This is a genomic window from Maribacter huludaoensis (assembly GCF_029350945.1).
GTDB lineage: Bacteria > Bacteroidota > Bacteroidia > Flavobacteriales > Flavobacteriaceae > Maribacter > Maribacter huludaoensis.
Genome location: NZ_JARKMS010000001.1, coordinates 87,633 through 108,470, shown reverse-complemented (window position 1 = coordinate 108,470; position 20,838 = coordinate 87,633). Strand labels below are relative to the sequence as shown.

Annotated in this window: 17 protein-coding genes; 11 read left to right on the top strand and 6 right to left on the bottom strand. The window is 35.6% G+C overall.

The window, feature by feature from the left end:
- Positions 1 to 37 precede the first annotated feature (37 nt).
- Together PXC01_RS00435 and PXC01_RS00430 are read left to right on the top strand one after the other, a co-directional pair.
- Positions 38 to 3,163: a glycosyl hydrolase gene (locus PXC01_RS00435; RefSeq protein WP_276470407.1), complete on the top strand. Its 3,126-nt coding sequence runs from the start codon at positions 38 to 40 to the stop codon at positions 3,161 to 3,163.
- A gap of 121 nt (positions 3,164 to 3,284) precedes the next feature.
- Positions 3,285 to 3,836, top strand: coding sequence for a CopD family protein (locus PXC01_RS00430; protein ID WP_276470406.1), 552 nt, complete (start codon positions 3,285 to 3,287; stop codon positions 3,834 to 3,836).
- 14 nt (positions 3,837 to 3,850) lie between these two features.
- On the opposite strand, the gene PXC01_RS00425 is transcribed toward PXC01_RS00430, so the two are convergent.
- Positions 3,851 to 7,093 carry a ligand-binding sensor domain-containing protein gene (locus tag PXC01_RS00425; RefSeq protein ID WP_276470405.1) on the bottom strand — a complete coding sequence of 1,081 codons (3,243 nt, stop codon included), beginning with the start codon at positions 7,091 to 7,093 and terminating at the stop codon, positions 3,851 to 3,853.
- A 669-nt stretch (positions 7,094 to 7,762) separates the two neighbouring features.
- On the opposite strand from PXC01_RS00425, the gene PXC01_RS00420 reads away from it, so the two are divergent.
- The 5 genes from PXC01_RS00420 to PXC01_RS00400 all read left to right on the top strand — a co-directional run bounded on the left by PXC01_RS00420 (position 7,763) and on the right by PXC01_RS00400 (position 14,355).
- On the top strand, positions 7,763 to 9,175 hold the full coding sequence (locus tag PXC01_RS00420) for a sensor histidine kinase (protein ID WP_276471243.1): 1,413 nt from the start codon (positions 7,763 to 7,765) through the stop codon (positions 9,173 to 9,175).
- A gap of 18 nt (positions 9,176 to 9,193) precedes the next feature.
- The gene (locus PXC01_RS00415; protein ID WP_276470404.1) at positions 9,194 to 9,976 is read left to right on the top strand and encodes an enoyl-CoA hydratase/isomerase family protein; all 783 of its coding nucleotides are present in this window, start codon (positions 9,194 to 9,196) and stop codon (positions 9,974 to 9,976) included.
- 17 nt (positions 9,977 to 9,993) lie between these two features.
- The gene (locus PXC01_RS00410; RefSeq protein WP_276470403.1) at positions 9,994 to 11,547 is read left to right on the top strand and encodes a hypothetical protein; all 1,554 of its coding nucleotides are present in this window, start codon (positions 9,994 to 9,996) and stop codon (positions 11,545 to 11,547) included.
- 46 nt (positions 11,548 to 11,593) lie between these two features.
- Positions 11,594 to 12,667: a PA0069 family radical SAM protein gene (locus tag PXC01_RS00405; protein WP_276470402.1), complete on the top strand. Its 1,074-nt coding sequence runs from the start codon at positions 11,594 to 11,596 to the stop codon at positions 12,665 to 12,667.
- 284 nt (positions 12,668 to 12,951) lie between these two features.
- A complete protein-coding gene (locus tag PXC01_RS00400; protein WP_412759664.1) occupies positions 12,952 to 14,355 on the top strand; it encodes a glycosyltransferase family 2 protein in 1,404 nt (467 codons plus the stop codon).
- A gap of 90 nt (positions 14,356 to 14,445) precedes the next feature.
- Here PXC01_RS00400 and PXC01_RS00395 read toward each other — a convergent pair whose 3' ends face one another.
- The 3 genes from PXC01_RS00395 to PXC01_RS00385 all read right to left on the bottom strand — a co-directional run bounded on the left by PXC01_RS00395 (position 14,446) and on the right by PXC01_RS00385 (position 16,351).
- Positions 14,446 to 15,126, bottom strand: coding sequence for an HD domain-containing protein (locus PXC01_RS00395; protein ID WP_276470401.1), 681 nt, complete (start codon positions 15,124 to 15,126; stop codon positions 14,446 to 14,448).
- Positions 15,123 to 15,860 (bottom strand): lysophospholipid acyltransferase family protein, encoded by a 738-nt coding sequence (locus PXC01_RS00390; RefSeq protein ID WP_276470400.1) that lies wholly within the window; start codon positions 15,858 to 15,860, stop codon positions 15,123 to 15,125. The genes PXC01_RS00395 and PXC01_RS00390 overlap by 4 nt, the downstream gene beginning before the upstream one ends.
- Before the next feature lie 80 nt (positions 15,861 to 15,940).
- Positions 15,941 to 16,351 (bottom strand): BrxA/BrxB family bacilliredoxin, encoded by a 411-nt coding sequence (locus PXC01_RS00385; RefSeq protein WP_276470399.1) that lies wholly within the window; start codon positions 16,349 to 16,351, stop codon positions 15,941 to 15,943.
- Between the two features lie 130 nt (positions 16,352 to 16,481).
- On the opposite strand from PXC01_RS00385, the gene PXC01_RS00380 reads away from it, so the two are divergent.
- The 4 genes from PXC01_RS00380 to PXC01_RS00365 all read left to right on the top strand — a co-directional run bounded on the left by PXC01_RS00380 (position 16,482) and on the right by PXC01_RS00365 (position 19,995).
- Positions 16,482 to 17,222 (top strand): TerB family tellurite resistance protein, encoded by a 741-nt coding sequence (locus PXC01_RS00380; protein ID WP_276470398.1) that lies wholly within the window; start codon positions 16,482 to 16,484, stop codon positions 17,220 to 17,222.
- 26 nt (positions 17,223 to 17,248) lie between these two features.
- On the top strand, positions 17,249 to 17,833 hold the full coding sequence (locus PXC01_RS00375; RefSeq protein ID WP_276470397.1) for a HupE/UreJ family protein: 585 nt from the start codon (positions 17,249 to 17,251) through the stop codon (positions 17,831 to 17,833).
- Between the two features lie 84 nt (positions 17,834 to 17,917).
- Positions 17,918 to 18,355 (top strand): deoxycytidylate deaminase, encoded by a 438-nt coding sequence (locus tag PXC01_RS00370; RefSeq protein WP_276470396.1) that lies wholly within the window; start codon positions 17,918 to 17,920, stop codon positions 18,353 to 18,355.
- A gap of 14 nt (positions 18,356 to 18,369) precedes the next feature.
- Positions 18,370 to 19,995 (top strand): S41 family peptidase, encoded by a 1,626-nt coding sequence (locus PXC01_RS00365; protein WP_276471241.1) that lies wholly within the window; start codon positions 18,370 to 18,372, stop codon positions 19,993 to 19,995.
- Here the strand turns inward: PXC01_RS00365 and PXC01_RS00360 are convergent.
- Together PXC01_RS00360 and PXC01_RS00355 are read right to left on the bottom strand one after the other, a co-directional pair.
- Positions 19,992 to 20,195, bottom strand: coding sequence for a hypothetical protein (locus tag PXC01_RS00360; protein WP_276470395.1), 204 nt, complete (start codon positions 20,193 to 20,195; stop codon positions 19,992 to 19,994). The genes PXC01_RS00365 and PXC01_RS00360 overlap by 4 nt on opposite strands.
- A gap of 36 nt (positions 20,196 to 20,231) precedes the next feature.
- Positions 20,232 to 20,810 (bottom strand): MarC family protein, encoded by a 579-nt coding sequence (locus tag PXC01_RS00355; protein ID WP_276470394.1) that lies wholly within the window; start codon positions 20,808 to 20,810, stop codon positions 20,232 to 20,234.
- Positions 20,811 to 20,838: the final 28 nt, after the last annotated feature.

Genomic DNA, 20,838 nt, shown 5'->3' with positions numbered 1-20,838 from the left:
ATTTAGAATATCAGAATTAACCACCTAACTACCACACATGAAAAAACAACTATACTGCTTTGTCACGTTACTGGCAACCACCTTAACTTTTGCACAAACTGCCAATGATTACTTTGAACCTTTAAAATTTAGAAATATTGGTCCGTTCAGGGGTGGGCGATCGGTAACTGCTACGGGCGTTATTGGTGACCCCATGACGTACTATATGGGTACGACAGGTGGCGGAGTTTGGAAAACCGAATCTGCAGGGCAACGGTGGGAAAATATTTCTGACGGATATTTTGAAATGGGTTCCGTTGGTGCTGTTTCGGTATCGGCATCTAACCCTAATATTGTATATGTTGGTATGGGTGAACATGCGCCACGTGGTGTAATGACATCTTACGGCGACGGTGTATTTAAATCTACGGATGCCGGAAAAACATGGAAGAAAATGGGACTTGAAAAAACCCAGCATATATCACGAATTATCATTCATCCTACAAATCCAGATATTGTTTATGTTGCCGCACAAGGAGTCCTTTTTGAAGGCAATGCCGAACGTGGAATCTACAAATCTATAGATGGAGGAAAAACGTGGAAAAACACGCTTTTCGTTAATAATTTGACCGGTGCTTCTGAACTGTCTATGGATGCCAATTATCCGGAAATTATGTACGCTGCTATGTGGGAACATCAACGTATGCCCAATATGATGGTAAGTGGCGGACCCGGTAGTGGACTTTATAAATCTACCGATGCAGGTGAAACCTGGCAAAAAATACATAAGGGATTACCTGAGGAAAAAGGAAAAATGGCTATTGCCGTTAGTCCGTCAAACTCTAACAAAGTATATGCATTGATTGAAAGTGATTCCAATGCGGATAAAGGCGGACTTTTCGTTTCAAATGATGCCGGAGAATCTTGGAGTATGGTCAGTGGAGATAATCGTTTAGTACAACGCGCTTGGTATTATATTGAGGTTTTTATAGACCCTAATGATGAAGATACGGTGTATGTTCTAAGTGCACCGGCGCTACGTTCTGAGGATGGTGGAAAAACATGGGAAACGCTTTCTGGCACTCATGGAGATTATCATAACCTATGGATCAATCCAGATAATTCTAAGAATATGGTGATTGCCAATGATGGTGGGGCTGCCGTTTCTTTCGATTATGCAAAAACTTGGTCTACACAAGATAATATGCCCACAGCTCAATTTTATAGAATTAGTGTAGACAATCTATTTCCGTATAATATTTATGCCGGTCAACAAGATAATACCGCGGTCAAAATTGCAAGTGCATCTATGGGTAGAAGAAGTATAACGGAACAAGATTGGACATATACTGCCGGTGGCGAAAGTGCTTTTTTAGCTTTTGATCCAGATAATCCCCGTTATGTTTTGGGCGGTAGTTACCTAGGTACTATTGAAGTATTGGATATGGAATCGAAGGCATCTACCAAAATTATGGCGGCACCCATTCAATATTTGGGTAGGGAAGCTAGAAATATGAAGTACTTGTATAATTGGAACGCACCTATAATTGGTTCTAAACATGAGCCTGGTACATATTATCACGGTGCACAATTGGTTTTGCGTACCAAGGATATGGGTGTAACCTGGGAAGAAATATCTCCTGACCTTACGCGTGATATCGATGCAAAACAAGGAAATGGTGGAGGTCCGTATACCAATGAAGCTGTTGGTGCGGAAAATTATGGTACGTTGGCATATATCTTGGAATCCCCACACGAAAAAGGATACATATGGACCGGAAGTGATGACGGATTGGTGCATTTGACCAAAAATGGTGGCGAAACTTGGGAGAACGTTACCCCTAAAGGGTTAAAGGAATGTTTGATCAATGCGATTGAAGTTTCTCCGCATGATCCTGCTACGGCTTATATTGCTACCACAAGGTATAAGTTTAATGACTACACGCCTGGATTTTATAAAACAACCGATTATGGCAAAACATGGACGGCAATAAACTCAGGGATTCCGTACGGCGCATTTACCCGCGTAGTTCGTGAAGATGAGTTTAAGAAAGACCTGTTATATGCAGGTACCGAAAAAGGAATGTATGCATCATGGAACGGAGGTAAATCTTGGGAGCCTTTTCAATTGAATTTGCCAAAAACCCCTATTACCGATTTAAAAGTTCATCAGGGAGATTTAGTAGTGGCTACTTCTGGACGCTCGTTTTGGATTTTGGATGATATTATTGCCTTAGGCCAATATCAGCCTTCTAAAAAAGGACTTCAGATGCTAAAGCCAAAAGAAGCCTATAACGGTTCTTGGGGCAGTCCTTTAAATGGTGATTCTTCAAAATTTACGGGCAGTGATCCTTTTGAAGGTATCAACCCTGCAAATGGGGTGGTATTGTATTATGAGCTTCCAAAATTAAAAGATAGTACGGCTATAACTTTAGAAATTACAGATGCTAAAGGTAATGTAATCAGAACCATTAGTTCTGAAAAAGATCCTACTTACACGCCTCATAATGGTGGTGGCGCTCCACCGGCACCGGTTTTAAGTAAAAATGAAGGTTTAAACCGTTTTGTTTGGGATATGAAACATCCTATCATGCCAGGTATACCAGATGTCTATATTGAAGCTGGGTTTTCAGGTCATAAGGTTTCTCCTGGTAGCTACACGTTTACATTAAACGTTGATGGTCAAAAAGTGACTACTACGGGTATTATAAAAGAATTGCCTACCTATGAAACAAAACCTGGACAGTACGAAGAGTTCGATGTATTTATGACCGCTGCCGAAGCAGAATTGACCGTAATGCACAATATGGTCAATCAGTTATATGCTGCTCAAAAAGAGTTGACAGCGATTTTAAAAAAAGTAACGGATCCAACGGTGAAAACTGCCGGTGAAAAACTACTGGCCGATATGAAGGCCTGGGATGCTGAAATGGTGCAACGTAAATCCCAAGCTTATGATGATGTGGAGAACTTCCCTAATAAATTTACGGCTGAATATCTGTTCATGATCAACCAGACCAATAGCAGTATTCCCAGATTGAATAAGTCAAGTATAGACAGAAAGACTGAGTTAGACGCGCAATGGACGGGTCTAAAAGCTAGGGGAATTCAATTAAAGGATACGACAATACCTGCTTATAATAAAACCCTGTGGGATGCAGGAATTGGGGCAATAAGATTATAAAATAAGTTCTATCCGCTTTTGCTAACTTTGAACATCATTATAATAAGAAATGAGAATTGAGCTTGAGCTTGTTTTTTGCTCTTGAACTTGTTTTTAAAACTTGAGTTTGTTTTATAATCCTATGTCAGAATATTACAATTATATAAAGTCCTTGCATCTCATCTTTGTAATCACATGGTTTGCAGGGCTTTTTTATATACCTAGGTTATTCATTTACCATATTGAGGCGAATGCTAAACCATCACTTGAAAAAGAGATTCTTTCCAAACAGTTGAAGTTGATGACCAAACGCTTGTGGTATATTGTTACATGGCCATCGGCGGTATTGGCAGTGTTCTTTGCTATTTGGTTGCTGGTCATTTATCCAGGATGGTTATCACAACCTTGGATGCATGTTAAACTAGGTTTCGTGGTCCTATTGATTTTATATCACTTAAAAAACCATCAAATTTTCAAGAAGTTTCAAAGCGATGATATTCAGTATACTTCTAAATTTATGCGAATATGGAATGAAGGTGCTACGTTGATTTTGTTCGCCATTGTATTCTTGGTGATTTTAAAGAGTTCTTTTAATTGGATTTTCGGAGTAATAGGTATTATCGTTTTAGGTATCCTTTTAATGTTAGGTATACGACTGTACAAAAGAATTAGAAGTAAGAATCCTGAAGCTTAGTTATTTATCTTTAATTATGATTTTATAGATTTTTTTGCCGCAATTTTGGCTTTTGGCAGTATAAGTTTAAAAGTAGCCCCTTTACATTTTCCTTCTGATTCTGCGATTATGGTACCACCATGTGATATGGCAATCTGTTTCACCATATACAAGCCTAAACCCGTTCCTTTAATATTGTCATGAAATCGTTCAAATGGGGTAAATAATTTATCTAACGCATTTTTATCCATACCCAAACCATTATCCTTGACCAAAAAGATATTATTGTCACCTTCCTCTTCAAAATCTACATCAATTCTAGGGTTAGGTTGGTCTCCCATATATTTAATGGCATTATCCAAGAAATTACCAAAAACCTGTATTATTCTATTACGATCTCCAAAAATATTTGGCAGATTCTCAGCTATGTTAAGTTGTATGTTTTTGTTTTTTAGCTGACCTTTAATAAGATTTCTTGATAGCGCCAATATTTCATTGGTTTTCAACAACTCATTTTTATTCTCAATTTTACCTAATCTGGCAATTTCCGTAATGTCAGAAATTAATTCGTTCATATTATTACACGAGACATCTATTAGGCTCAAATACTCCGCTACATCCGGATGGTCTTCCAATTCCATTTCTAACGGTATAAGACTAGCTAATCCTTTAATGTTGCTTAACGGACTTTTTAAATCATGTGATACGGCAAAAGTGAAACGTTGTATTTCTTCGTTTTTTAATTTTAAGTTGTTTGCAGCCTCTACAAGTTTGTTTTTTTGAAGTTGTAATTCTTTGGTGCGTTCATCGACCTTTAGCTCCAGCCTTTTTTGATTTTTTCGAATATTCAATAATTTAATATGTTGAGCTATATAGAATAATAATAAGACCAGGGCAACCATTAACAGTTTAAACCACCAGGTCTGCCAATAAGGCGGGGTAATTGTTATATGAAGGTCAATTTCATTATCTACCCAAACGCCATCAGAATTGGTTGACTTCATTTTAAGCTTGTATTCCCCGGGGTTTAAGTTGGTGTATGTTGCTGTAGGATTGTTGCCTACGTAATTCCAGTTTTTCTCAAATCCTTCAAGGTAAAAAGCATAGTTTACACTTTCTGGTCTTCTAAATGTAAGTGCTTTAAAATCAATATTAAAAACAGATTGATCGTGACTAAATGTTAATGAGTCTACTTGGCTGATATCTTTTTTTAAAACCCCAAACTCATCATTGGGTAAAACGGGTTGATTAAAAATTTTAAGTCCAGATACAAACAACCTAAGCGTATCTTTTCGCTTTTCAACATCTTTGGCGGTAAATACATTTAGTCCATTTATCCCTCCAAATAGGAATTCCCCTTTTTTAGTGGTCATTGATGAACTTGCTATGTATTCTTTTGCCTGTAGACCGTCACCTATATCATAATTTATAGTTTCACCTGTTTTGGTATTGTATCTAATAATACCATCTTCGGTGCTAAGCCATAAATTACTGTCTTGGTCATTGATAATGCCTTTTACAGCATCGTTCTTAAGACCCTTTTCTTTTGTAATTGCTAAAAAGGAATCTTTTTCGGGGAGATATTTTAATAGTCCGCCCTGGGTACCCACCCATACATTGTTTTCATTATCTTGTATAATGACATTGACGAATCTATTGGTTAAGCTGTTTTTGGTATGATAATGAACAATTGACCAATCATTATCATTCTCTGTTAGCTTAAACAGACCTGAGTTTAAGGTGCCGATCCAAATATTACCTTGATTATCTTCGAATATTTTATGTAAAGAATTTATGGTAGTACCGTCTATGTCAGATATGAGCGTTATATTTTCATACTTATCCGTCTTAGGATCATATAGTTGAACTCCCGCAAAATAGTTTACGACCCATATTCTTTCCTTTCTATCTTTTAATAGGTCTATAACTATATTGGATTTTAAAAAAGAGTTTTCTGAGGTTAGTACACTATAATTTTTGGTTTTAGTATTCAGAACCGATATACCATGGGTCCAAGTTCCCGCCCATAATTCGTTTTCTTTAGTTTCTAAAATGGAAAGAACAACATCGCTATTAAAGGTTTTGTTCTTTAAAGAGTAGTTTTCAAAAGTATTTAGAGACCTATTCCAATAATTAATACCGCCACCATCTGTACCGATCCAAATGTTGCCCTTGGGGTCTTCCAAAAAGCAATTGACAAGTTTGTTACTAAGTGATTTTGGATTAAACGGATCAGATTCTATATGTTGAAACTTGTAATACCCCTTGTCATAAAAATTAAGCCCACTTTTGTAAGGTGCTACCCACATGGTGCCATTTCGTGTACATAATATTGCCCATATAGAGTTTCCTGCTAACGAATGGGGCTTTGTTACATCGTATTCTACGTGGTTCTTTAATTCTAAATTTTTAGAATAGATATATAAACCTCTGTTTTCTGTACCGACCCAAAGTTCATCATCCAAATTTTTTTCTAAAGACCGAATACCAAAACCGGGACTAGTTTCTTTTTCTTTATGAATACTTACCGTGTCTTCCTCTACCGTCAATTTATATAACATACCATTACCGGAACCTAATAAGAAGTTCTTTTTGGAAAACTCTATACCTGTAATGATTGCTTCTGTCTCTAGAATGTTACTGGTAATATTCATGTCAAAATCTAGCAAAAGCGTATTGTAGGTAAAAATGACCAGTACCCGCTCATTATCTAATATTTCAACCTTTACAACTTTATTTAATCTTGGGTTTTCTAATTGTACAAGCTCATTGGGTGGTGAAAAGTGTTTTAGTTTTCCTGTTTTCAACTCATATTTGTACAAACCTGTTGATTCTGCACCTAACCATAACACATCATCTTTTCTTACGATAGTTTCAAAAACTTCATTACTTATTGTTTTGCCCTCATTTTTAAATGGATATGGAGTTATTATATTTAGACTACGATGGTAAAGGCTTAGTCCTTCATTGGTACCAATGATTATATTTTCATCATCTTCATATAATGATACAATATATTCATGGGTCAACCCCGTTTTTCCGTCCGAGCTCTTGATATATATTTCAAAATCTTTACCATCATATCTATTAAGCCCATTACGGGTGCCGATCCAGAGAAATCCACAACTATCTTCTAAAAGAACCGTAGCGGTACTTTGAGATAAACCATCTTGAATATGTTGAAATTCAAGGTTTTCTTGTTGTTGGGATCGTGTTATATGCGACACTAAGAACACTACCAAATAAGTAAGAATGATAGGGAATTGTTTTATTTGCATGCTTGTTCTTTAATAATCTACTACGTACTAACGCAAATAAATGTAAGAAATTACTTCCAAATCATTTATTAACCTGTAATAATTTTTATATAGCAATTTATTTAAAAATAAGGTTAGTTTTATTTGAAATGATATTTACTGAATTGAATGAGATATCAGCAGCTTTAAACCATGTTTATTTATTATCACGCCTTTTTTGAGCTTAGGATATATTTGGTGTAAAGCGCATTGTTTTATTTGGTGGATGTTGCTATTACAAGATAAAAATTGATCTAGCTAAATGAAACATATAATTAGAAAGTGCAGCAAAAAAAGTAGTGCTACGCTTTTTTTTGAATTTTTTATTTGTGCACGTATTGCCCAGTACATAGCATAACGATAGAGATGGTCGTCTATACATTGTGCAAGACCAGTTCTAACATCATTTTTAATTGAGTTAGGTTTATCAGAAGAAAATAAAATTACCGTTAGTCCAATTAAAGTAATGTTAGTAATGAATGGGTACATACAATTCTAATATAAAATGTATCATTTTCTAATTTACATTTGGTGGCAATAGGTTTTTGATTTGCTAACTTGATTTTTTTTGGTGCGATATTTGCTAACTTTAGACGAAATAACAACAACTTGTTAACTAGAGTATCTTTACGGTCACGCATTTTCCTATCCATGATATTTTTGGTGCTCATTGCATCTGTATTAATAGCTGGGGTTACGGTATACCAATATCGTGAACAATCAAAGGATTATCATGAAAATAGAATGGAGCGTAAAGAGGAACAAATACGCCAAAGTATTGATCTTGCCATTCAAAAAACTACCTATCCTGTTACTACAGAAAATCTTGATCTTATTTTTAAAAATGAAATCTATGAGATTGCCGTAGTACAGAACATGAACTTCAATATTTATAGTTTAGATGGTGAGCTTATTAAAAGTTCTCGCCCAAAATTTGCAAACGACTCAATTTCCATGTGCCTAGATCCAGAGGTTCTTAATAAGTTGGAAATTAGTCCAAATAAAAGATATATTCGTGAAAATGCCTTGGCAGGAGATAAATATCAGGCATCATTTACCTATATAGCCGACCAAAAGTTTAAACCGATCGGTATCCTTAATTTGCCTTATTTTGAAGATAATTCATTTAATGATTATGAGCTAAAAGAGTTTTTATGGCGTTTGTCCGGCGTGTATTTGTTAATGTTGCTTATGGCCATTGCTTTTGCATTTTTTATCTCTAAATACATTACAAGATCTTTGGAGACCATTTCTGATATGATGGAAAGAACGGGTCTAAGCAAACAGAACAAGAAAATATTCATTGAAAACCCGGGGGAGGAAATTGAAAAATTAATAAGTGCCTATAATGGCATGATCGACGAACTTGGCCATAGTGCGGTAAAACTGGCAAAGAGTGAACGTGAACAAGCTTGGCGAGAAATGGCAAAGCAAGTAGCGCATGAGATAAAGAATCCTTTGACACCAATGCGATTGACCGTACAAAGTTTTGAACGAAAATTTGATCCAGATGATCCACAAATTCACGAGAAACTTAAAGAATATTCAAACACTTTAATTCAACAAATAGATACGATGAGTAGTATTGCCTCAGCGTTTTCTAATTTCGCCGAAATGCCGGCACAACAGAACGAGACACTGAACGTGGTTAAAATTGTAAAGTTGGCTTTGGATATTTTTAATGAAGATTATATTCATTTTATATCGGAAGAAGAGGAAATTATTGCGAAATTAGATCGAACACAATTAATTCGTGTAGTAACCAATTTGGTTAAAAACGCAATACAAGCCGTACCGGATGTTGAATCTCCAAGAGTTTTGGTAAGTGTAGCATCTGAAGGAGATATGGTAAAAATATCCGTGGCAGATAACGGTCACGGTATTGAAAAAGATAATGAAGAAAAAATATTTGAACCTAAATTTACCACAAAGACCAGTGGAATGGGTTTAGGTTTGGGTATGGTCAAAAATATTGTGGAAACGTACAAAGGATCCATCAACTTTACATCTCATTTGGGTAAGGGTACGGTGTTTTGTGTTAAGTTTCCTAAAGAAAATATATAACTCAACAAATCAACAACAATGTCATACGAGACTTTATTAATTGAAAAGGAAGATACAACTGCAATTGTAACTATTAATCGCCCCAATAAATTAAATGCCTTAAACAAGCAAACTATTGGCGAATTACATGATGCTTTTAAAGATTTACAAAAAGATAAAAGTATAAAGGCCATTATTTTAACTGGTAGTGGTGAAAAGGCATTTGTTGCCGGTGCCGATATCTCTGAATTTTCAGATTTTAGTGAGAAAGAAGGAAAAAAATTAGCGGCCAAGGGTCAAAAACAGTTGTTTGATTTTGTTGAAGATCTTTCCAAACCTGTAATTGCAGCGGTCAACGGTTTTGCATTGGGCGGTGGTCTGGAACTGGCTATGGCTTGCCATTTTAGGGTAGCGAGCGACAATGCTAAAATGGGATTGCCGGAAGTTTCTTTAGGTGTTATACCTGGTTATGGTGGTACGCAACGTTTACCCCAGTTAGTGGGCAAGGGAAGAGCTATGGAAATGATCATGACCGCAGGTATGATTTCTGCAGATCAAGCGCATGCCTATGGTTTGGTAAACCATGTAACTTCCCAAGAAGAATTACTACCATTGTGCCATAAAATTATCTCTAGAATAACCAATAACTCATCTGTAGCCATATCTCATGCAATAAAAGCAATAAATGCTGGTTTTAAGAATACTGTAAATGGTTATGAGCAGGAAATTGAAGCCTTTGGAGCCTGTTTTGGAACAGATGATTTTACCGAAGGTACCACTGCATTTTTAGAGAAAAGAAAAGCAGAGTTTCCAGGTTCATGACATAAACCAAACCGGTTATGTTAAAACGTAGCGCTTTATTATTTTTATTGGTCATTAATGTACTAAGTTCTTTTGCACAAGAAGAATTGGTTTCATATACCATTGGCGAAAAATTCCATGATAAATATAGGTATTCCAATATGCTTGCCATTGCTGATGACGGTAATGACGGTACCGTTGTTGTACGTGCCTATTACACAGGTATTGTTTTAAGGCCTAAGGGTTATTTTATTGAACATTACAATAAGGATCTAGAGCTTGTTTCTGAATATAACTATAAACTTAAAAATGCCAATTTTATAGATGCCTATGTACGTAATGGGCAAGTTTATTTGTTGTTTTTAGAGTATAACTATAATTCTAGAAGTTATCAGTATGAAGTGCATAGAAGTCCGTTCTCTCAATTTCAGTTTACTAAAGAAACGCTATTATCTATAGCGTCAGACCCTGTAGAGCAGCCTTTGGACAGAAATTTTTATAACAGAAACTTTTCTTCTGGCTTTACTACCTCTATTTTGTTCAACGATGAAAAGTCGGCATTTGCCATTACAACACACTATAAAAAAAGAAAGATAGATCAGCACTATATACATGTGTTCGACGCAGGTCTTAATAAAATAATGGAGCATGATTTTTCTGATGAGGTAGAGGAAAAAAACTATGCTTTTGAAAATATTGTTTTTTCCAAAGATTTACAGAACGTCTATTTGGTAGGTAAAGCTTACTTTAAAAAGAAGCGTTTTAATGCTACGGAACGAAAGTTTCAGTATGAAATGGTCAGAGTTTCTAAAAGCGGTAGAAGTGTACAGTCTTTCTTTACTCCCGGTAAATTTCCTGAGGCCTTAAAGCCTATTTTTAAAGGAAACGAGTTGTTATGTGTCGGTTTTTACGCAGATAGAAAGGACAATAGGTATAATGGTATCGCTTACTTTAATTTAGCACCCAATTCCCTTGAATTAAAAGCTGAAAAATTTAACCCGTTTTCAGAACAGTTTATGATGGATAAGTTTGGCCGTGAAGATGATAAGGCTATCAAAGATTTGGTTTTTAAGGGAATGAATATTACCAAGGAAGGGAACATTCTATTCAATGCCGAGGAGTATTTTACAAGTAAGAGTGTACAATCTAACTCTAGTGGTGGTCGTGTTGCGGTAACTAGATATCACCATAATGATATTATCAGTGCAAAATTAAGCGCAAACGGAGATATGGTATGGGCAAGGAATATTAACAAAACGGAGGTAACGCAAGGTGATGGTGCATATGCATCTTATAGTGCCTATACTAAAAACAATACTACCTACTTTTTCATCAGTACATCTTCAGAGAATCCGCAACAATTGAGTGAAGACCGTATTATGTTTAAACAAGGATTAAGTAGAAATAGAAATGTCTTTTTAATCCGTTTGGATGAAAACGGACATATGAAATACAACAAGGTTATTGACGATACCGAAGCGCGACTACCTTTAATGGTATCTGCACCTTACATTGATAGACAGAATGATGAATTAATGTTCTATGCTAAAAGAGGAACTAAAAAGCAATTGGTTCAAGTAGGTGTTAAATAAATATATTATTAGGATTTATTCCATAATTTTGGACTAAATCCTAATAATGAATTTAAACTTTCCGTTAAAGGGTAGGGGAGCCCAAAAAAATACTAGCAATAAATTTTCTACTTATAGCTATGAGACAAGAGATGATTTTCTTGAGTTTTGTCGGTTAGAAGGAGAAATTGCCGATAGAAATAAAACACAGTACCTGCCTATTTTTCCAAAAACAATAATCAATAAAGTTGCCAGCCCAGATGTGGGTATGAGTTACTCTATGAACATGTATCAAGGTTGTGAGCATGGCTGCATTTATTGTTATGCTAGAAATGCTCATGAGTTTTGGGGCTATAGTGCCGGATTGGATTTTGAGCGGAAAATTCTGGTAAAACATGATGCTCCAAAACTACTAGAGGCTAAATTGAAAAGTAAAAGCTGGAAAGCTACTACAATAGTAATGTCTGGCAATACAGATTGTTATCAGCCTGCAGAAAAGGAATTTCAGCTAACAAGAAAATGCTTGGAGATTTTCTTGAAATATCGCCATCCGGTAGGGATAATAACTAAAAATGCATTGATATTACGTGATCTGGATATTTTAAAAGAACTTAATGAATATGGCTTAATTGGCATCAATATTTCAGTTACCTCATTATCCGAAGAAACAAGAAGAATTTTAGAACCTAGAACTACTACCACTAAGAAACGTTTGGAAGCTATACGTGTGCTATCTGAAAACGGTATACCGGTAAATGCCATGTTGGCACCAATTATTCCTGGAATAAACAGTCATGAAATTTTAAATTTGGCTAAAGCGGTTTCAGAAAGTGGTGCTGTTTCTATGGCGTTTACGGTAGTTCGTTTAAATGGGGCAATCGGTGAAATATTTACGGATTGGATCCGTAAAACGTTACCCAATAAAGCTGAAAAGGTATTGCATCAAATACAAGAGTGCCACGGTGGCAAATTAAACGATAGTAGATTTGGAGTAAGAAGTCGTGGTGATGGTAAAATTGCTACTCAGATTCATGATATGGTTCGTTTAGCAAAAAGAACCTATTTTAAGGATAGATCGTTTCCTAAATTGAATACCAATCTACATGAATCTTATAAAGACGGGCAGTTGAAATTATTTTAGTATAAGTCTATTTGGGAGCATGTGTTAAGCAGTACAATGAATATTAGCGATATTATCTTAACCATTAAGGTAAAGACGTGTATATGAGTTAAATAATGTAAATAAGTCAAAAATTTATCCATTTAAATTAGCAGGTAAATTTAAAATAGTATGCAAAAGCATTGGATAATTAATTTCTTTGAAAAGTTTTGTTAAAATAAAGTCCAAAGTATCATTCTAAGCGTAGATAGGGAGAAATAAATATTAGAACTATTTATCAATACCAAAACACTACCAAGGGGAATATGAAAACTTTAAAGAATACTACCAAAAACACAGACAAGAAACCGTTCTTTTCTAGAATGAAACACTTAATTGAAAATGCCAATGCATGGGGCGTTTTTGTAATGGGCAGCACGTTTGTGCTCATGTTTGGTTCGGCTTATTTAGCGTATATATTACAAAACGACTTTACCCAATTGCATTTAGAGCGTAGAAGCACCATGATCGGGTTTATATTCATGATTGTTGCTGCTGCTTTTTTCGTTTTTAAATTGAGTTTCTTTATTTACACATTTATTAGATTTTTAAAGTACAAGGCAATACCATCTGTTTCTGATGAAGAATTGCCAAAGGTTACCGTTATCGTTCCTGCCTATAACGAAGGAAAGCAAGTTTGGGCAACATTGAAGAGTTTAGCGGAAAGTGATTATCCAGAAGATAAGATTCAGCTCCTTGCCATTGATGATGGTAGTAAGGACGATACTTGGACTTGGATGAAAGAAGCCAAGAAAGAATTGGGCGATAGAGTTTCTATTTGCCAACAACCTAAGAACATGGGTAAACGTCATGCTTTGTACAGGGGTTTCAATGAAGGTACCGGTGAAATTTTTGTTACGGTAGACAGTGATTCAATAGTAGATAAGGATACTTTAAGAAATTTAGTAAGTCCTTTCATTATTGATGAAAATTGTGGAGCTGTAGCCGGTAATATTCGTGTGCTTAATAACAAGAAAGAGATTTTGCCAAAAATGCTAGACGTTAGTTTTGCACTTAGTTTTGAGTTTGTACGTTCTGCGGAAAGTACCTTGAATTCTGTATTGTGTACACCGGGTGCTTTAGCGGCTTACAGAGCAACTGCCGTATTTGGTTGTTTAGATAAATGGATCAATCAAACATTCATGGGGCAAGCATCTGATATCGGTGAGGATAGAGCAATGACAAACATGATCTTAAAGCAAGGTTTCCACGTGTTGTTCCAAAGAAATGCGGTTGCCTACACAAATGTTCCTGAAAAATATAAAGGGCTTTATAAAATGTTCATTAGATGGGGCAGAAGTAATGTACGTGAGAACATACAAATGTCTAAATATGTTTTTACAAACTTTAGAAAAGGACCAAAAGCAGGTACGCGATTATTGTTCTTTAGCCAGTTTTCTAGAATTGTATTGTGTTATCCTTTTGTTCTTTTCATGTTGATATTTGTACTTACACACCCATTACTGTTCTTAAGCTCCACTTTTGTAAGTATATTGGTGTTATCTACTTTTCCTGTTTTGTTCTATGCCAAAAGATACTCTTTGTCAGAATCTTTTTGGGCATACTCCTATAGCGTACTTTTTACGTTCGGTCTTTTTTGGATCACACCTTATGCGATAGCAACTGCAAGTAGAAGTGGTTGGTTAACAAGAGAGTTGCCACAAAAATAATCTACTTCATTTATAAAATATAAAAAGGGTCTTAACGAAAGTTAAGACCCTTTTTTAAATGGTTTGATGTTGTTGAATTATATTGTAAACTTAACTTAAATTTTTTAAAGGATTCCATTCCTGGTAAAATTGCTCCAGAAAATCAATCATATATTGGTGTCTTTCTTCAGCTAATCGCTTACCTGTTTTAGTGTTCATTTTATCTTTAAGAAGTAATAATTTTTCGTAGAAATGATTTATAGTAGGGGCTTTTGACTTTTTATATTCTTCCTTGGTCATATTAAGATTAGGTGGTATGCTAGGGTCGTATAGCGCTCTATTCTTAAATCCTCCAAAATTAAAAGCCCGTGCTATACCAATGGCGCCAATGGCGTCTAAGCGATCGGCATCTTGCACTACTTTAAGTTCTTTAGAGGTAAATGGTTTTCTTTTCATCTTACCATCTATCAGGCTGGCTTTAAATGAGCTATATTTTATAATATTGGTTACGTGGTTAATCGTTCTTTTTGGTACACCAAGACTTAATAAAAAATCTTCCGCCATTTTTGGTCCCAAGGTTTCATCACCATCATTAAACTTGGCGTCGGCAATATCATGAAGAAGTGCGCCTAGGCTAACGACCAAAAGATTTAGGTCATCTTCCTCTTTTGCAATTAGCATACTGTTATTGAAAACACGTTGTATATGAAACCAATCATGCCCACCTTCGGCATATTTCAATGTTTCCTTAACAAATGTTATGGTTTCTTCTACAATTTCTGAATGGGTCATTTAAAGGAATTTATACCGCTAACTACGGATGCTTCAATTTGTTGAATAAGTTCGTCTAAGTTGCCTCTGTTCTCTAAAGGTTGTTGTACATCTAAACGAACTTTGGCACCTAATCCCATTGGAAATTGACCAAAACGAACCAGTTTCCACGAATTATTGATACTTATGGGAACAATCAATGCGGAAGGCGCTTTTTTAAGAAGCATTTTTAGGCCCATAGGCTTGAATGGTTTTGGATGCCCGTCCCTACTTCTGGTTCCTTCAGGAAAAATTACCGCACTTCTATTATGTTTTTCAATATAAGAACCTAGTTTGCCAATTTCCATGATGGCGGATTTACCATCTTTTCTATCAATTAGTACAGAGCCTCCGTGAACTAGGTTAAATGAGACGCTTGGTATGCCTTTTCCCAATTCCTTTTTGCTTACGAACTTGGGGTGGTATTTGCGCATATACCATATTAGTGGCGGAATATCGTACATGCTTTGATGGTTGGTGACAATGATCAAGGGCCTATCGGTCGGTAAATCAAAATTATTTGTAAAGTTATAGGTAGTCCCTAAAATATTAGTGCTACGCATTAAACAAAAGTTCAATTTGCTAACCGTTGGTTTTAGACCATTATAGCCAAATATTTTAAAACCTAACCATTGAATAGGGTGAAAGATAAGCAGGCATAGCCCAAATGCCACGAAAAAAAAAGGGGTTATGATATATGAAAGCAACTTCTGCATCTTACAAAAATAAAAAACCGCTCAATTAGAGCGGTTTTTTAATCCCATTATTTTGTGGGAATATATAGTGTATTTAAAATTTAGCAGAACTCGTCATAAGCCTGAGCCAAATTCTGAGCGATCATTTCAGCTGGTCTACCTTCAATATGGTGGCGCTCTATCATATGAACCAATTCACCGTTTTTGAACAATGCCATAGATGGTGAAGAAGGAGGGAAAGGGACCATTAGGTTTCTTGCCGCATCAACAGCTTCTTTGTCTACACCTGCAAATACAGTTACTGCATGATCAGGTCTTTTGTCGTTTTGCAAGCTCATTTTGGCAGCAGGTCTTGCATTTGCCGCTGCACAACCACAAACAGAATTTACAACCACTAAAGTTGTTCCTTCTTTATTGATGGCATTTGCTACTGCATCTGCTGTATATAATTCTTCAAATCCGGCAGAAGCCAGGTCATCTCTCATTGGTTTTACTAATTCCGCAGGGTACATATTCTTAATGTTTTAATTAAACTGTTACAAAGATAATCAATTAGTCGCAGCACTGCTTCAGACCTTAACTTTTCATTGGCCTAACTTTCTCTGCGTAATATTTTATCTTTGGCAAAATTGAGATTTAGAAATGATTAAATGGTTGGGAGCTATAGTAGGCTTTTCTTTTAGAGGATTATCAGGAGCGGTGTTAGGTTTCTTTGCCGGTAGCATTATAGATAGTTTTTTTGGGTCTAATAAAGGTAGCGCACGTAGTGTGTTCGAAGATTATACAAGACCTAATGTTACCGCGGCAGATTTTGAATTGAACCTGTTGTCACTTTGTTCTATTGTTATTAAAGCGGACGGACAGGCCAGCCAGTCGGAAATGGATTATGTTCGTCAGTATTTCGTTAGTACCTATGGTAAAGATAAGGCCAATGCCATTTTTAGAAGTTTTAACGAAATAAATAAAAAGGGACAGATATCCGCACAGAAGGTATGTACTTTTTTGGCACAACGTACACGTTATGAAGTGCGTTTACAATTATTGCATTTTCTATTCGGTATAGCTCAGGCCGATGGTAATATTAGTAATCCTGAAGTTCAGAAAATTAGGGAGATAGCAGGGTATCTAAGGGTTTCTCTCAACGAATTTGAAAGTATTAAGGCCATGTTCGTAAAATCTGCGAACAACTCCTACAAAATTTTGAATATAGAAAAATCGGCAACGGATGCCGAAGTGAAAAAGGCATATCGAGAAATGGCTAAAAAATACCATCCGGATAGGGTAAATACAAAAGATGAGGCTATAAAGAAGGGTGCGGAAGAAAAGTTTAAGCAAGTACAAGAGGCTTATGAGACCATTCAAAAAGAACGCGGTTTAAATTAAACAGGTAACTTTTAAGGTAGTTTGGAATGCAAGAATTTTGGTTTTACATTAAATTAGGTTTACAACATGTGTTGGATATCAATGCATATGATCATATATTGTTTTTAGCTGCACTGGCACTTCCATTTACTTTTAAAAGTTGGAAGAATGTATTGCTTTTGGCCACTGTTTTTACCTTTACGCACTGTTTGGCATTAGTATTCTCCGTTTATGAAGTATTGGTTATAGATGCTAGTTATATCGAATTTTTAATTCCTGTAACCATAGTTAGCACGGCACTCTTCAATTTAGTGGAAAGTAGAGATAGAAAAGATGATAAAGCTATTTGGTTTCATGTACTCGTTACTGGTATTTTTGGACTAGTTCATGGTTTTGGATTCTCTAATTATTTTAAAATGATGATTATGGGAGAAGAAGATAAGTTTGCACCATTATTAGGATTTGCAGGCGGTATTGAATTATCTCAAGTAGTTATCGTTTTGTTGGTATTGATGTTAGCCTATGTAGTTCAAACCATTTTTAAGGTAAAACAGAGCTTATTTGTAATGGTAGGTAGTATTTTGATCATATTAATAACATTGCCATTGATTTATGAAACATTTCCTTTTTAGATTGTTAAAGTTTAGCTTAACATATTGTTCTAACTGAACAAAGCGGTTACTTTAGGGTAAGTGCTTGAACAAAGTTTACTATAAATGAAAAAAGAGAAGCAATTAAAATATGATAGGGCGTATTTACGTATGGCCAAAGAATGGGGTATGCTTTCTTCATGTAAGCGAAAGCAAGTAGGGGCAATTATAGTTAAAGATAGAATGATTATCTCTGACGGTTACAACGGTACCCCAACAGGTTTTGAAAATTATTGCGAGGACGAGGATGGATATACCAAATGGTATGTCTTACATGCAGAAGCAAATGCAATCTTAAAAGTTGCCAGTTCTACACAATCATGTCAAGGGGCTACTTTGTACATCACTTTATCACCCTGTAGGGAGTGTAGTAAACTAATTCATCAGTCTGGCATTAAACGTGTAGTATACCAACTAGGATACAAAGATGATTCAGGACTAAAGTTTTTGGCAAAGGCGGGGGTTGAAATACAACATATGCCAGAAATAAATGTTACTATCTAACGTTTACATCTATGATGAATAAAAAATACAGTGCTCTATTTCCTTTAATTATCGCTTCTGCGCTTGCATTGGGATTTTTTATAGGCGGAAAACTGAATTTTAACGATTCTCCCGAACGTCTTTTTTCTACGAATTCAAAGAAAGATAAACTTAATAGACTTATTGATTACATTGACTATGAATATGTAGATGATGTGAATACGGATAGTATTGTAGACGTTACCGTAAATAGTATTCTAGAAAAATTAGACCCGCATTCAGTTTACATTTCAGAAAAAGAAATGTCTGGTGTAACCGAAAATATGAAGGGTGATTTTGTGGGTATTGGTATCAATTTTTATGCTTACAAAGATTCTATAGCGGTTATTAAGACTGTAAAGGACGGACCAAGTTATTCTAAGGGAATTTTGCCCGGTGATCGTATTTTAATGGCGGATAACGATACGTTGTTCGGTAAAGACTATCCTAGCGAGGTCATTGTAGAAAAATTAAAAGGAAAAGAAGGCACTTCTATCGATCTTACCGTTTATAGAAAATCTGAAGACAGAACGTTTAAGGTAAAGGTTAAACGTGGTATTGTTCCTTTAAAAAGTGTTGATGCATATTATATGCTTACAAAGGACATTGGGTATATAAAAGTAAACCGCTTTGCAGAATCTACGTATAAAGAATTTAAAGATGCTTTGGTTGAATTACAAAAGCGTGGTGCTGGCAAGTTGGTATTAGATCTTCGTGACAACCCTGGTGGTTATTTGGGTATGGCAGAAGAAATGGCAGATGAGTTTCTTGAAGATGGTAAGCTTATTTTGTTTACCAAAAACAAAAAAGGTAAGATCAACAAAAGTTATGCTACAGATGAAGGTAGCTTTGAAGATAAGCCAATCTATGTATTGATCAATGAAAGGTCTGCCTCTGCAAGTGAAATTGTAGCAGGTGCTTTACAAGATAACGATATAGGTACTATAGTTGGCCGAAGATCTTTTGGTAAGGGCTTGGTGCAACGCGAAATGGCCTTGGGCGACGGTTCTGCAGTAAGGTTAACCGTTTCTAGATATTACACACCAACAGGTAGAAGTATTCAAAAAACATACGCAAACGGAACTAAAGATTATTATCAACGTTTTACAGATAGATTTCATAGTGGTGAAATGATTTCTGTTGATAGCATTAAAGTAGCGGATTCTTTGAAGTTTACAACACCTAAGGGAAAAGTGGTATATGGTGGCGGTGGTATTATCCCAGACGTATTTGTACCTATTGGCAGCAATGAAAAGGAAGCTGTTGAGAGTATGGATAATCTAGGGTTTTTATCGTTCTTCGTATTTGAGCATTTAGATGAAGATCGAGAAAGATATGCCCATTATACGCAGGAAGAATATGTGAAAGATTTTAGGGTTGACGACATCCTTTTTGAGAAATTTGTATCGTATTCCATAGATAGAAATTTAAGAATGAACTTCTATGATTATGAACAAAGTATAAAACGATTCTTAAAAGCGAGTATTGCAGAACAGTTGTTCAATACGAACATACATGCCAAAATAAAGTCAGACGAAGACCTAATGTTACAAAAGGTTCTTGAACTAGATGCCGGCACTATTCAGCAACAAGAATCTGGTGAAATTAAAGCCAATAATTAATCTTCATTAATTTTATCTCGAATCTTTCTACTGGTAATGAAAACCAAAAGAAGCACAATGGCGCATAATGAAGCCATTATACCAATTAATGCTATGGTACTATTTTTTTCAAAAGGGTCGGCAAAATTCACTAGAGTTACATTATAGGCAATAAGCGCTATTGCAATTACAATGAATATTATGGATAATGTCTTGCTCATAAACTTGTTTTTATAAAAGTACAACCTTCTATCGGTCTAGAAAAGTTCATTGATATTTGCGGCGAACAATTTAACAGCTATGGCCATAAGAATTACTCCAAATACTTTTCTAATGACGTTTACCCCATTCTTACCTAACATTTTTTCAATCTTAAGAGATGATTTAAGTACTATAAAAACAAAAATAATGTTCACCACGATCGCTACTATAATATTCTCTACATAATATTCTGCACGTAAAGAAAGTAACGATGTCAGCGTACCTGCACCGGCAATTAAAGGGAAGGCAATTGGTACAATGGAGGCACTTTCCGGTTCATCATCTTTGTACAATTGAATGCCTAAAATCATTTCAATGGCCAAAAAGAATATAATGAACGCACCGGCAACGGCAAATGAATTTACATCAATGCCGATCAAACCTAATATTTCATCTCCTAGAAACAAAAATGCGACCATAATCACTGCAGCTACGATCGATGCCTTTTCAGACTGAATGTGACCTACTTTTTTTCTAAGACCAATAATAATGGGTATACTGCCTAAAATATCAATTACGGCGAATAAAACCATACTAGCGGTTGCAATTTCCCTCAAGTTAAAATGAAATTCCATCTTTCAATTTTTTTGCAAATTTACGTTT

Coding starts and splice junctions, on each gene's coding strand:
- PXC01_RS00375 (WP_276470397.1), top strand. CDS start 17,249: ATGCAAGAATTTTGGTTTTACATTAAATTAGGTTTACAACATGTGTTG.
- PXC01_RS00355 (WP_276470394.1), bottom strand. CDS start 20,810: ATGGAATTTCATTTTAACTTGAGGGAAATTGCAACCGCTAGTATGGTT.
- PXC01_RS00420 (WP_276471243.1), top strand. CDS start 7,763: ATGATATTTTTGGTGCTCATTGCATCTGTATTAATAGCTGGGGTTACG.
- PXC01_RS00390 (WP_276470400.1), bottom strand. CDS start 15,860: ATGCAGAAGTTGCTTTCATATATCATAACCCCTTTTTTTTTCGTGGCA.
- PXC01_RS00385 (WP_276470399.1), bottom strand. CDS start 16,351: ATGTACCCTGCGGAATTAGTAAAACCAATGAGAGATGACCTGGCTTCT.
- PXC01_RS00435 (WP_276470407.1), top strand. CDS start 38: ATGAAAAAACAACTATACTGCTTTGTCACGTTACTGGCAACCACCTTA.
- PXC01_RS00360 (WP_276470395.1), bottom strand. CDS start 20,195: ATGAGCAAGACATTATCCATAATATTCATTGTAATTGCAATAGCGCTT.
- PXC01_RS00395 (WP_276470401.1), bottom strand. CDS start 15,126: ATGACCCATTCAGAAATTGTAGAAGAAACCATAACATTTGTTAAGGAA.
- PXC01_RS00410 (WP_276470403.1), top strand. CDS start 9,994: ATGTTAAAACGTAGCGCTTTATTATTTTTATTGGTCATTAATGTACTA.
- PXC01_RS00425 (WP_276470405.1), bottom strand. CDS start 7,093: ATGCAAATAAAACAATTCCCTATCATTCTTACTTATTTGGTAGTGTTC.
- PXC01_RS00380 (WP_276470398.1), top strand. CDS start 16,482: ATGATTAAATGGTTGGGAGCTATAGTAGGCTTTTCTTTTAGAGGATTA.
- PXC01_RS00370 (WP_276470396.1), top strand. CDS start 17,918: ATGAAAAAAGAGAAGCAATTAAAATATGATAGGGCGTATTTACGTATG.
- PXC01_RS00430 (WP_276470406.1), top strand. CDS start 3,285: ATGTCAGAATATTACAATTATATAAAGTCCTTGCATCTCATCTTTGTA.
- PXC01_RS00415 (WP_276470404.1), top strand. CDS start 9,194: ATGTCATACGAGACTTTATTAATTGAAAAGGAAGATACAACTGCAATT.
- PXC01_RS00405 (WP_276470402.1), top strand. CDS start 11,594: ATGAATTTAAACTTTCCGTTAAAGGGTAGGGGAGCCCAAAAAAATACT.
- PXC01_RS00400 (WP_412759664.1), top strand. CDS start 12,952: ATGAAAACTTTAAAGAATACTACCAAAAACACAGACAAGAAACCGTTC.
- PXC01_RS00365 (WP_276471241.1), top strand. CDS start 18,370: ATGAATAAAAAATACAGTGCTCTATTTCCTTTAATTATCGCTTCTGCG.